General features: G+C 67.2%; 10 protein-coding genes and 1 pseudogene. 2 read left to right on the forward strand and 9 right to left on the reverse strand.

Translation table 11 applies throughout. The annotated features are described in order from the left end of the window. Nucleotides 1-5: 5 nt before the first annotated feature. The gene (locus tag R5W23_RS08870) at nucleotides 6-449 is read right to left on the reverse strand and encodes a hypothetical protein (RefSeq protein WP_320686026.1); all 444 of its coding nucleotides are present in this window, start codon (nucleotides 447-449) and stop codon (nucleotides 6-8) included. Between the two features lie 429 nt (nucleotides 450-878). Between R5W23_RS08870 and R5W23_RS08875 the strand changes: the two genes are divergently transcribed. Then, nucleotides 879-1769 carry an HDOD domain-containing protein gene (locus R5W23_RS08875; protein WP_261186219.1) on the forward strand — a complete coding sequence of 297 codons (891 nt, stop codon included), beginning with the start codon at nucleotides 879-881 and terminating at the stop codon, nucleotides 1767-1769. Nucleotides 1770-1824: 55 nt separating this feature from the next. On the opposite strand, the gene R5W23_RS08880 is transcribed toward R5W23_RS08875, so the two are convergent. From R5W23_RS08880 to R5W23_RS08890, 3 genes are all read right to left on the reverse strand, one after another. After that, the gene (locus R5W23_RS08880) at nucleotides 1825-2043 is read right to left on the reverse strand and encodes a hypothetical protein (RefSeq protein WP_320686027.1); all 219 of its coding nucleotides are present in this window, start codon (nucleotides 2041-2043) and stop codon (nucleotides 1825-1827) included. Between the two features lie 41 nt (nucleotides 2044-2084). After that, nucleotides 2085-2249, reverse strand: a complete 165-nt coding sequence (locus tag R5W23_RS08885) for a hypothetical protein (RefSeq protein WP_320686028.1) — start codon at nucleotides 2247-2249, stop codon at nucleotides 2085-2087. Nucleotides 2250-2500: 251 nt separating this feature from the next. Further along, nucleotides 2501-3229: a sigma-70 RNA polymerase sigma factor region 4 domain-containing protein gene (locus R5W23_RS08890; protein WP_320686029.1), complete on the reverse strand. Its 729-nt coding sequence runs from the start codon at nucleotides 3227-3229 to the stop codon at nucleotides 2501-2503. A gap of 354 nt (nucleotides 3230-3583) precedes the next feature. Here R5W23_RS08890 and R5W23_RS08895 point away from each other — a divergent pair, with 354 nt between their 5' ends. Beyond that, complete coding sequence (locus tag R5W23_RS08895) at nucleotides 3584-4168, forward strand: TetR/AcrR family transcriptional regulator (protein ID WP_320686030.1); 585 nt, start codon at nucleotides 3584-3586, stop codon at nucleotides 4166-4168. A 60-nt stretch (nucleotides 4169-4228) separates the two neighbouring features. Here R5W23_RS08895 and R5W23_RS08900 read toward each other — a convergent pair whose 3' ends face one another. The 5 genes and pseudogenes from R5W23_RS08900 to R5W23_RS08915 all read right to left on the reverse strand — a co-directional run bounded on the left by R5W23_RS08900 (nucleotide 4229) and on the right by R5W23_RS08915 (nucleotide 10719). Next, the gene (locus R5W23_RS08900) at nucleotides 4229-7636 is read right to left on the reverse strand and encodes a protein kinase domain-containing protein (protein ID WP_320686031.1); all 3408 of its coding nucleotides are present in this window, start codon (nucleotides 7634-7636) and stop codon (nucleotides 4229-4231) included. 59 nt (nucleotides 7637-7695) lie between these two features. Next, the gene (locus R5W23_RS08905) at nucleotides 7696-8310 is read right to left on the reverse strand and encodes a sigma-70 family RNA polymerase sigma factor (RefSeq protein ID WP_320686032.1); all 615 of its coding nucleotides are present in this window, start codon (nucleotides 8308-8310) and stop codon (nucleotides 7696-7698) included. Nucleotides 8311-8563: 253 nt separating this feature from the next. Then, nucleotides 8564-9280 (reverse strand): DUF1295 domain-containing protein, encoded by a 717-nt coding sequence (locus tag R5W23_RS08910; RefSeq protein ID WP_320686033.1) that lies wholly within the window; start codon nucleotides 9278-9280, stop codon nucleotides 8564-8566. 140 nt (nucleotides 9281-9420) lie between these two features. Next, nucleotides 9421-9525, reverse strand: a pseudogene (locus R5W23_RS32605) (type 1 glutamine amidotransferase domain-containing protein); the annotation flags it as partial. 237 nt (nucleotides 9526-9762) lie between these two features. Next, nucleotides 9763-10719 (reverse strand): alpha/beta fold hydrolase, encoded by a 957-nt coding sequence (locus tag R5W23_RS08915; RefSeq protein ID WP_320686034.1) that lies wholly within the window; start codon nucleotides 10717-10719, stop codon nucleotides 9763-9765. Between the last annotated feature and the right edge of the window lie 1519 nt (nucleotides 10720-12238).

Consider the following 12238-nt stretch of genomic DNA (forward strand, 5'->3'; position numbering starts at 1 on the left):
GGCGGTTATTTGGCCCGCACGTTCGTCATTCGGATCTGGTCGTAGTCGGTGACGAATTCGGTGAACGAGCCGCCCTCGACCTGGGCAAAGAGCGGCGAGATCGCCATGTCTTTGAGGCGCGCCGGGTCCTGCACCCAGATGGAATGCGGCCCCGGGTTCAGGGCCAGTTGGTATGCGCCGGAAGCGTCCGCGGTGGTGCGGTCCTTGCGGTCCCATTCCGGGGCGCGGCTGCTGATGTTCGTTCTGGTCGCAACGACCTGAACGTCGGCCCAGCGGCGGCGCTCGGGAACCTCTCCGTCAGCCCCCGCCGGTTCCGCCGGGAGCAGGCACACCCCGCGAACGCCACTCGCGCCGTCGGGCGGCGGTGGTGGCGGCGGCTTTTCACAACCAACAATGAGAGCCGCCAGGGCCGTGCCCGTGACAAACGCCCACGCGCGGGAGGTGGTCATGGTGGTCCTGTCGGGGAAGGCCGTTGGGGGTGGCGAAACTTGCCCCGATGGTGGCTCACGCTGGAGCGAGGTTATCGGCGCACTTCAGCGGTACGACCGATTGTTTCGCGCCGCACGGGTGCGTCGCAACGAAAAAACGTGGTCCAACGGTCTTTGCTGTGGTTGCGGATCGATGCGCTCCGGCGCTCGCGATCCGGGTTGCAATTCGCTCCCGGAGCGGCACCAAAAACTGCCGACGATTTGGGGTTTTGGGTGGAGTGGGGCGATTATGAGAATCGAGCCGCCATTAGGGTCTCAACTCGAATTTTCGCGCCGCAATCCGTGTCGGTAGCCGGAATGTCTATTCGTTTGACTGGCCGGGCGGTTCGATCTAAATCTGTAGAGCACCAAATCACCCATAGCTCATGCCCCGGCACGGCCGCTAATACCATGTCCGACCAAAAGCGCCGCGCACTGCTTGTGACGCTGTTCACCTCGGACCGGCTCCCGCCGGTTCCGGCGGTGGCGATGCGCGTCTACCAACTCGCCGAAGCGCCCGACTGCGACCCGGCCGAACTGGCAGCGCTGCTGTCCGCCGATCCGGCCCTTTGTGCCGGCCTGTTGCGCGCCGCGAACTCGTGCGTGTACGGCTTGGCGCGTCCCGTCTCCAGTGTCACACGGGCGGTTCAGGTGCTCGGGCGCCGCGCCGTGCGGGCCTTGGCCCTGTCGCTGTCGGCGCCCGGGCCGCGCGGCCGCGACCCCGGCGCGCGCGATTACTGGTTGACCTCCATCGGCGGCGCCCTCATCGCGCGGGAACTGGCCATCGCCGGTGACCGGCCGGCGCCGGACGAGGACATGGCCGCCGCGCTGCTCCGGGACGTGGGGGCGGAACTGCTGCGCCGCACGTTCCCCGCCAAGTGGACCGGCCTCCAGGGCCGGTCCGGCGCCCACTCGCAGGTCGCCAACAGCGCGGCCGAAAAAGCGGTGTTCGGGGCGGACCACGCCGACATCGGGGCGGAACTGCTCGGCCAGTGGGGGCTGTCTGCCGACATGACCGAGCCGATTCGGCACCATCACCACGCGAACCGGCTTCCCGCCGGCCCCCTGGGCGACCGTGCCGACCTGCTGTGGCTGTCCGACAGCTTGATGCGCCTTGACGTGCTGACCGATCACCCGGAACTGATGGGGCCGGTGCTGGAAGCGGCCCAGCGCGACCACGGGCTCGACGTGCCCGCGCTGAGCGCGTTCCTGACCGCGATCGCGCCGAAGGTGGAAGCGTTCGCACAGGCGCTCGATGTCGGCATGGTCGAGTGCCCGGATCTCGCGGTCGCAATCGCGTGACGCACTCCGCCGCTCCAGTTGGGATGGGCGCGGCCGGATCACCCCTTTTTACGGTTCACGGTTGCGCGGCCGTTTGCGGTTCGTTTGCGGGCTCCGGGTAGGCGCGTTCGGTGCTTCCGTGGCGTTGCGCGCGGTCGTTGTAAATCGCGCTCGCGCAGATCGCACCGTACCCGAAGACGATGACCGCGACCCCGATAACTGTGAGCACCGCCCACAGCAGGAGCGTCATCGCGACGTTCGCGGGGCTCGGCCGAGGCACTTCATCGGTCGCCATGATGCCCTCCCGTTCTCATTCGTAACTGCAACGCGATCTCCTCATACATAAGCCCGCTTCCCGTCGCCGTCGCCGTCGCACGTTGTGCCGACCCGGAACGGGAAGTCATCGCGCCCGGGCGCCGACTTCATCCGGTGCGCGGGCACGACCGGTAGGGGCCAAGTCAAAGCGGTCGCGGCTGCCAACACGGTCAACGAGCGACGCATGTCATGTGCTCCGTGTGGCCGCGCGTTCGACGGTACCACGATTCCAGGCTCAGGAGCAAGTGCTTACGACAGTTATTGGCTGCTGAGGACCCGAGATGCACTGTGTGTTTTCATGTGCCGGACAGGGTGCGTCGTCGAACGGGTGTTCGCACGCCGGTTTCCTCCGCTGTCGGACGCCGAATCGGGCTCGGTCACGTAAATCGCCTTGTGCCGCTGGCCGGCGTGTCGCTGCCCGGTTCGGAGCGCTTTCATCACCACCTTGAGCAACAAGGGACGTGTAAAGGGGTGCGGTCGATATCCTCAATGTCGGGATTGGCCGGAGCGATCGACGCACGCGGCCCGCTCCGGTTGCGATCTGGCGGCGTGCGGTCCGCCGGTTGATCCGCGCTCCGTGCCGCGGTGCCACACCACAACGCGGTCTCGAGCCGGAGGCGGCGGATTTCTTCACGGAGGCGCGACCGCACCCGGCACTTCGCGACGTGAACCTCCCCGGCCGTCATCCGGAGCTCTCGCCCCACCGCGGCTTCGGCCCGTCCGTCCACGGCGGCCATCCAGAACGCCTCCCACTCGCGCGGCGGGCACTCGCGCTTCACGCTGTCCATCGCGCTCCGCGCGAGCTGGCGCTGGAACTCGCCCTCCCAGTCGGCATCGAAGCCCGGCCCGCCGGGCTCGAACGCGGCCGTCGAACCGGTGCCACCGGCCGCGCGAACGACCGCCATCGCGCTCGAGGTGGCGGTGGTGAGCCGGGCGCGGACGGTGTCGTGACCCGGGTCGTTCGTCCCTCGCCCGGCGTCCCGGGCGGCGCGCGTCAGCGCCTCGCGCATGAGGTCGGCAGCCGCCGTGTCGTCGAACCCCCGCTTTCGGGCGACCGCGTAGACGACGGGACCGAAGAACTGCACGAACTCCCGTCCCGGGTCCCGAGCCGCCTCATTTCGGGCAGGGAACCGGAGCTTCCCGCGAGGTCCAAAGGTGTTCATCATGTACCCTTCCTCCGTGGGTCAGGTGCCGTGGCCGAATCGCATCGCCTCCCGATCGGCTCTAACGTCCAGGGCGGTCGGACATCGGGCGAATTGTCTTGTGCCGGCGCGGGCGGCGCGACTAAGTCGAAAACGGCGCGCATTGTGTTCGATCCGAAGCGGTTATCGGCTATCCCATGAATGAGTGAGACGATGGTGTTTTGAGCCCTCCGCGGGTTGCCTCGGTGGTTTTCTTCCGCTGTGATAGTCCCCGTTCTCGTGTCCGAGGTTGTAGCGGCGTCCACCGCTTGCTAAAACGGAGACGGACTCCGTATCGCAACTTTACCGGAGGTCATCTCCGTTTTCAAGGGGCATTCGATGGCAGAGAAGCCGTCCAAACCGGTTGAGCGGAAGCCGCGGGCCGACGCCGAGCGGAACCGGGCGCGCATCCTCGAGGTGGCGAAGGCGGCTTTCACCAAGTCGGGGGCCGAGGCGAGTCTGGACGAGATCGCCCGGGAGGCGGGGGTCGGGCCGGGGACGCTCTATCGCCACTTCCCGACGCGGGACGCGCTGCTCGAGGCCGTGTACCGGACGGAGGTGGAGAAGCTCGCCCTGGCCGGGCAGGAACTGGCCCTCAGGCTTTCGCCGCCCGAGGCGCTGCGGGCGTGGCTCCTCCTGTTCGTGGACTACATCGCGGCCAAGAAGATCATCGCCCAGGCCCTCTCGACCCTGGTCCAGTGCCACCCCAAGGTGGTCGAGGCGTCCCGCACCCAGATCCACGACGCGATGCGGTTTTTGGTGCAGCGGGCCGCGGACAGCGGGGACATTCGAACGGACCTGGACCCCATCGACCTGCTGGGCGCGATCGTGGGCGTGGCGCACGTGCCGGCCATGCCGGACTGGCAGGCGAGCGCGAGGCGACTCGTCGATATCCTCATCGCCGGGGCACGGCCGGCGAAATGAGCGCGCCCGCTTCGGGTGTGCCGCCGCTCGGCGACGAGCCCCTGTGACCCGGCGCGCTCGTCACTTGGGCTTGGAGGTCGACTCGAGTACGGCCCGCACTTTGGCCCATAACTCCTGGCACTCCGCTTTCTCGCCCGCGGACAGTTTCTCCAACTCGGCGGGGTCACGGATGCCCGCCAACTCGGGCTCGTTGAGCCAGCGCGCGAACGCCTGATTTACAAGGGCCCGCAACTTGTTGAAATCCTGGTCCAGAACCGTGATTGCTCCAGACAGGTCTTCGCCCAGCCACTTCCGCGCCTGTGCCCGCCAGTCCCTCCGTTCCGCCTCTCCGAGGCTCCCGGCGTCGGTCCCGTGACCGCAACCGGCTTGCACGGCGACGCGGGCCGCGGCGAGGCGGTGCGCGCCCGCCAACTTCGCATCGGCCGCGAACGCCTCCGCGTAGATGCGAGCCAGGGCGGCGAAGCGGTTCTCGAACCGGCAAACACCGATCAAGGCTAGGCGCTCGTCGTTGTCGCGCGGCCGCTGCTGTCCGCCGACCAGCGCCGCTAGGCTCGGGACGATCAACCTCTCCGCTTCGCGCCGGATCACGTGACGGATCCAGCCGTCGGGCATGTCCCCTTTGCCCTCGCGCCACTCGTGCGTCAGCATCGCCGCGGCGAACACCGTTCGGGCCTCCGCCTCCTTGTTGATCCGGTGCAGGGCCATGCTGAGCACGAGTTGCGGTAACGGGCCGGACATTTTGGACGCGTCGCCGCGCATGACGGCGATGGCTCGCTCGAAGTGGCCCTGGCGGTACTCCGCGAAACCCTTGACGAACTGGTAGTACGGGTGCAACGCTCCGGCCTTCTTCGGGTCGGTTCGTGCCGCCCGGTCGGCGAGCGCCACGACCTTGTTCAGCTCCTCGCCCGATGCGGGGCGGAGCAGACACGCGCGGGCGGTGCGCTCGGCGATCGTCGGAAAATCGCTCGCGCCGAACCGGTCCAGTAGCGCCCGCCGGGCGCGGCGGTACTCTCCCTCCTCGCCCAGGAAGAGGCACAACTCGGCGTACCCGTACCAGTCGCTGTGGGCCGGCCGGTCCCCGTCCAACAATTTGCCCCAAACGGGGCGCAGCTCGCCCCACCGGCCCGCCTGCAACAGCGCCGCGCGGTAGCCGTTCAGGACGAGCGGGTTGTCCGGTTCGAGTGCGACCGCGAGCCGGTACTGAACGAGGCACTCCTCGATCCGCCCCTTGGCCTTCAGGCTGGCCGCCAAGATAAAACGGAGCTTGCCCACATCCTGGTTAAAGCGCAACGCGATTGCGACCTGCGCGATGGCCTCGTCGTGCCGCCCCGCGGCCCCGAGCACTTCGGCGAGTGAGTGGTTGGTCTTGGCCGAATTCGGTTCGAGCTCCAGGGCCTTCCGGAAGTACGCGCCGGCCTCCTCGAACCGCTCCGGGCCGCGGGACGAGGCCGGCGCGCCCAGGGCCAAGCCGAGGGAGTGGTGACCGATTTGCCAGCGCGGGCGAAGCGCGACGACCGCCTGGAAGTAGCGGACCGCCTCGTCCGGCTTGTTCCCCAGCACCAGCGCGTAACCCAGATAGATGTTGGCCCACAGGTCGTTGGGGTGCGCCCGCTGGACCCGCGTGAGGAACGGGATCTGGTGCTCGCTGTCCTGAATCCGGATGCGGTCGAACTCCCGCTGCCCCGCGCGGCCGGGCTCGAGCTTGTTGTTTTCCCGCAGCGCGGAACTGATCGCCAGGAGCAGGACCGCCGATTCCTCTTCGACGCGGGCACGCGCGATCAGCCCGAGAAGGGCTTTGCGGTCGCGGCGCAGGTCCGGGTCGCGGGCGTCCTTGCGCCAGGGGGTGCGATCCGGCTCCGCCAGATCCGCCACCTTAAGAACCCATTCCACGCGCCCCGGCGTCCGGATCACGACGGACCAGCGGTCGAGCGCCGCCAGCAAGGTCGCGCGAAGTCTCGATGCGCGGACCCGGTCCGCGACCGCCTCGGGGTCGTCGCCGTGCCGCCCGATCCCGTGCTCCCCGAACGCCTCGTCGTAGTTCTTGTCGGCCTGCTCGAATCCGGCTAGGCTGTCGATGACGATTGCCGAATCGAGGTTGATCCCCTCGAGCCGGTCGGCCAGGTCGCAATCGCGCAACCGTTGGTGCAGTTGCCGGCGGAGCGCGGGCGATTCGCGGCTGCCGAGCCGGGCCTGCGCCCGCTCGATCGCCGCCCGCGCTTCTCCGAACGACCGTTTTTGCAGCCGGTCATCGATCTCCATCAGGTCGTCCGCCACCGCCCGTTCGACGACGGCGCGGTCGAAGAGCCGCCACACCCCGCCCGCGAGGACGAGAGCCGCGAGCAGAGCGCCCGCGGCGGCGCCGACGACGAGCGTGGGGCGCCGGCGGGCGGCGCGGATCGCCCGGCGCGTCCGCCCTTCCGGCCGGGCCGCGATCGGGTCGCCGCGAAGAACGCGCCGGAGATCGTCGTTGAGGGCGTCCGCGGTGGCGTATCGCAACTGCGGCTCTTTGCGCAGGCACTTCAGGCAGATGGTTTCCAGGTCGCGCGGCACCTTGCCGTTGAGCCGCGACGGGGGCACGGGGTCCTGGTTGAGGAGCTGGTGGACGGTTTCCGCCGAACTCTCCGCGCGAAACGGCGGGCGGCCCGTGAGCGTTTCGTAGAGGATGGCCCCCAGCGCGTAGACGTCCGCAGGCGGGCCGACCGCCGCGGCCGTGCCCCGGGCCTGCTCGGGCGCCATATAGCTCGGCGTGCCGAGGCCGGCGCCGGTGCGGGTGAGCCCCGCCTGACCGCCCAGCCGCCGGGCCAGACCGAAGTCGCTGATCTTGGGCGTCCCGTCGGCCGTCAGCAGTACGTTCCCGGGCTTCAGATCGCGGTGAATGATGCCGGCGGAGTGCGCCGCGTGTACGGCCGCCGCCAGGTCCGCCACCAGCGCCGCGGCGGCGCCGGCCGGCAACGGCGTGCCGGCCAGCTTCTCCGCGAGGCTGCCGCCCTCGATGTACTCCATCGTGAAGTACGGCTTGCCGTCCGAGTCGCCGACGTCATGGACCTGAACGACGTTGGGGTGCCGGAGGGCCGCGATCGACTCCGCCTCCCGCTGGAACCGCTCCCGCTCGTGCGCCCCGGCGTAAGCGCCGGCCAGGGCCATCTTCAAAGCGACGACGCGGTTGAGGCGCACGTGCCGGGCCTTGAAAACGACACCCATGCCGCCCGCGCCGAGCACGGCTTCGACCTCATAGCCCGGAACATCGGGGAGCGGAACGTCCCCCGTTGGGACCGGGCGGGCGCCCGAGCCGGAGCCGGATTCGGGTGGGAACATGGCGTCGAGTTCGGCCCGCGTGCGGACCACCCGCTGCCACCGCTCGCGGACCACGGGCAGCAACTCGGCACACGATTTACAGACCGCTTCGGGTGTGGAGTCGGTGGCGAGCAACTCTTCGAGCAACTGTTGAATGCGCGGATCGTCGGGCACGAGTCTCTCCCACTTCGGCGGCGGCCGGCCCGTCGCGGGCGCTAGGCCGCGGCCGATTCTCAAGGCGTTTCGGGCCGTGTGTCGCTCGGCCGCAGGTCACTCAGTCGCTCCGCCAGCAGCAACAACCCACGATCCAGCCGCCGCTTCACCGTCCTGGGGGCGACGCCGAGCACCGCCGCGGCTTCGACCTGCGGCATCCCCTGCAACCGCACCAGGTCGAACACCTCGCGCTCCTCCGGGGGCAGGGTGTCGATCACCGCAATGATCCGCCGGCACTCCGAACTCAGGCCGGAGTCGCTCCCGGGCGGCGCGGGCACCAGCCCGTCGACCGCGACCATGTCCGGCTGCTCGTCCAGGCTGCGGGCCAGATCGTTGAGCTCCCACCGCATGTGCTGGGCCGCGAGGGCGAAGAACTCCCGCACGCTCGCGGGCCGCGCTTCCCGGAGGGCCTTGAGGAGGCGCTCGACGACGGCGCCGAGCAGCTCGTTGGACTGCAAGTTGAGGGGCGGCCGGGTCAGGCGCGGGTAGTGGCGGTACAGGAGCGTGGCGCACAACTGGTTCAGCCGGCGAACGGCCCGCCCGAGCAGCGCCCGGACGACCGGTTCGGCGGGCGTGTCGCCGGCCAGTTCGTCCAAATAGCACTGGACCGCGGCCGTGGTATTTGCTTCGACCAATGCGGCCCCCTCTTAAGGTGCGTGGGCGACGGACCCGAGTATACCGCCGCGGGTGACCGGCCTCCATGCGCCCGAGCACCAATAATGAGAAGAGGCCGTGCGGGTTCGGCTAACAGCTCGCGGAGAACGTCATCGTCGCCGATTCATCTGTCTTCGTAATCACAACCGCCCCCCTTTGGCCGCTGCGGCAAGGCGGCCACGTTCAAAACAGCACCGCCGCCCGCGCGAAAACCCCCTTTCACACGCCTTGGGGTCACCATAACCTGGGGAACAGCAGGCCGGTGCGCCGCTTGTACTCGGCGAAGTCCGGGTATCGGGACATCGACCGGTCCTTGGCCCGCATGTTCCTCACAAAGAAGCCGAAGACCCAGCCGGCGAGCACCACGAACGGCAGCCAGTGGAGCGACATGACGGCGTAGCCGGTGTAGATCAGAATCTCCCCGAGGTAGTTCGGGTTGCGCGTGCGGCCGAAAAAGCCCTCCCGGATCAGCCCTTTGCGGGCCTGCAAGGTGTAGTGCTTCTGGGCGTCACTCCCGTAGTGGTAGAAGACGCCCAGAATATAGGTGGACAGCGCGAGCGCGATCACCGCGGGCGGAACAACAACACGACCGCTGATGAGCAGGTACGGCGCGACGTAGTAGCCCGCCAGTGGCAGGAAGATGAACAGCATTCCCTTCCACGCGGGAACACGCTCCTCGAACCGCCGGTCGGCGAACATCGAGTACTTCAGCAGCCACAGAACCGAGTACGTGCCGTGCATGGCCAGGTAGATGTAGGCCTCGGCCGACCAGTTGTCGAAGTACCACATCAACCCCACCACCACCGGCAGCACCAGGATCTTGTGCGCGTTGATGTACGTTGCGATCTTCAGGCCGTTACCTGTGGTGTTGCCCGTGGCATCGCCACTTGCAAGGTGCCGGGTGGGCGCGCCACTCACGTCCGCCGTGCCCTCTTCGTCCGTCGTGTTCATGACAGATCCCCTGGTCGTGTTCGTTACGCTGTGCTGGCTCATCCCATCCGGTGATTAAAACGTAACGATCGCCCTCCCGATAACATCTCCCGGCCGGAGTCGGTCGGGCCGGAGCGGGCGCCCCGGGGGCAGACCGCGCCCGCCACCCGGGCGGGCGCGTGGATCAGCTTCGCCGCTAGGGGCTTGTCCGACCGCGGGTTCTGGCCGGTGATGAGTTCGCGATCCTCGACGATGTGGGGATCGAAACACGAGCAGCGTGTTCGATGTGTCGGATTCACGAAATTAGTTCATGATGCCGGCCGCTGTAATAGCAGCCGGCGGCCTGCATCGGGAGCGTCGCTCCGGCCGGTCGCCCGCGAGTCAACGGAACGGGTATGGGTCAGTTTCTCTTTAGAGCCGGGCGCTCTGGCGTCTGATCGCGGATGGGCACCCGTGGTCACGCTTCTTCGGGGCGTGGCAACGGGCGCCGGTGAACGCGGCCGTTACTTCTTGGCGGCGTGCTTGCCGAGGAAGTCCCGCATGAGCGCGGCGATCTCGTCGCCGTGCGATTCGAGGGCGAAGTGTCCGGCGTCGAGCAGGTGGAACTCCAGCGTCTTGAGGTCCCGCTTGTACGGCTCCGCCCCCTCGGCCGGAAAGATCTTGTCGTTCTTGCCCCAGGCGATCAGCACCGGCGGCTGGTGCTTGCGGAAGTACTCCTGCCACTTCGGGTACAGCGGCGGGTTGCTGCCGTAGCTCAGGAACATATCGAGCTGGATCTCGTCGTTCCCCTTACGGTCGAGCAGGAACTGGTCGTGAGCGGCCCCGTCCGGGCTGACCAGTTCGGGATGCTTCAGCCCGTGCGTGTACTGCCACTTGGTCGCATCGTAGGTGAGCAGGGCGCGGAGCGCGTCGCGCTTCTCTTTGTTGTTCGGGTCCTTCCAGCACGCCTTGACCGGCTTCCAGAACTCGTTGTCGAGCCCCTCTTCGTAAGCGTTGCCGTTCTGCACCACGATGGCGGTGATTCGCTCCGGGTGTGCGGATGCCAGGCGATAACCCACCGGAGCGCCGTAGTCCTGCACGTACAGAGCGTACTTGTTGAGTTCGACCTTCTCGGTGAACTCGTCGATGACTTTCGCCAGGTTGTCGAACGTGTACGCGAATTTGTCCCGCGGCGGCATCGAGCTGTGGCCGTAGCCGGGGTAGTCCGGAGCGACGACGCGGTACTTGTCGCCGAGCGCCGGGATCAGATTGCGGAACATCTGCGAACTAGTTGGGAACCCGTGCAGCAGCAGGACCGCGGGGGCGTCCTTCGGCCCGGCCTCGCGGTAGAAGATGTCGAGATCGCCGACCTTCACCGTTTTGTGTTGCACCTTCACCGGTCGAGGCTCGGCCGCCGCCGCGGGCGCGCCGAGGGGCCATGCGGTAACCGCGGCCAGGAGCAGAACGGTTAAACGAGTCATAATTACCTCTCAAAAGAAGCCGGGCTTGAAGAGCGCCGAACATTAGAAGCGCACGGCACGCCGCCGGCGATTGTTCGCCAATCGCGCGTTTGCCAACTCCGCTGGGCCGTTACGCAACCTCACGGTCGATCATCAATTGAGACATAAATCAGTTGGGATATTTCACGAGACAGTCCGTTAGCAAAATAGCTCATCATGACATTGTTCGCCATCGCGTCGTTACAGCCGAAGTGCCCCGCGGTGTGTCGCACCGCCTTCGCGAACTGTGCCAGATCGGTCCCGTCAAGTTGGACGGCCCGCCACGGCCAGAACGCTGGGCAATGATGTCCGCGACTCGGTGCAGGGCGCTGGCCGTTACCACCGATCAACCACCACGAGGCAGCGGTGATCGTGTGGATTTGTGAGCGAATTCGTTTGGCTATCTGGTGATGAGCCACGCCAACGAACGCCGTGGGCTCGTCCGAACTTCCCCCTGTAAGACCAGTGGCTTGCCATTTAGATTCATGGCCGCGTGGAGGCATTCTTTTTCTGCTGCCCGCACTATTGCTAAGCGTTGGGACGTGACAACGATTTCGATCGGTGGCGTGCCTTCCAGTCGTCGCTCGGTTGGCGCTGATCTGCGGTGTGACTTGTGCGATTTCCAGTATCAGTGGCCGTTCCGGGCTATCGAACCGGCCGCCGGGAACACTCGTAACGTTTGAGAACGAGTGCCAACCGTCAGAGAGTGGGCGCCGTTCGCGCCTGATGGTCGCCGCTCGTCAAAAAACGCAGCACGACCAGAACTGCCTGCTCAGCAGGAGTTGCTCAGCTTCCCGCTCCAACCGGCGCGAGGTGGTCGCATCAAGGGCTGGACTATCGGGCGACTCCATCCCCGCTTTGGGGCGGCGAAGAGTCACTTGGCGATGCCAATGGTGAAGGTGGCGGCAGGAAGACTTGGTATTCGGACGGTGTACGGCCGCATCAAACGAGACGGGCCGGGGCTGTAGCACTCCCCGGCCCGCAACCCGCCGTGGCAACGCGGGCGTCACATCGGAGTGAAGCTTATACCGTCCGTGCCAGCCCGACGCAGATAGGGACAATACGAGGTGGACGGGTGGTCAGAATAATTGCGGTTTCGCCGTGACCTTCAGCCGGGCCAATCGAGAGGCGTGTCGTCATCGCACGCGGGCGAGCGGCGCGGTTCCGCGGCTGGGAACTGCCCCGGCTGTTCAGCGAGACGAAGGCGGTCACCGGCTGCCGGCTGATGGACCTGTGCGGGATCGAGTCGTCACAGCTGCGCGACGGGCGGCTCAACTTCCGCCCTGACAAGAGCAAGGGGCGGAAGGCACGGTCGATCCCGCTGACCGAGGAACTGTTCGCCAAGCTCGACGCAATCAAGAGACCGAAGTACCTCTGGGAGTATCAGCACAACTCGCCGGGGCGCTGGCTCCGAAACCGAAGAGGGCGGAGGAGAAGAAGGACGCGAAGAAATAGCTCGGCCGGTGCGGGTCGGTACCGGAGGTTCTGGAAGATCCGACGG

The sequence above is a fragment of the Gemmata algarum genome (assembly GCF_034097035.1).
Classification (GTDB): domain Bacteria; phylum Planctomycetota; class Planctomycetia; order Gemmatales; family Gemmataceae; genus Gemmata; species Gemmata algarum.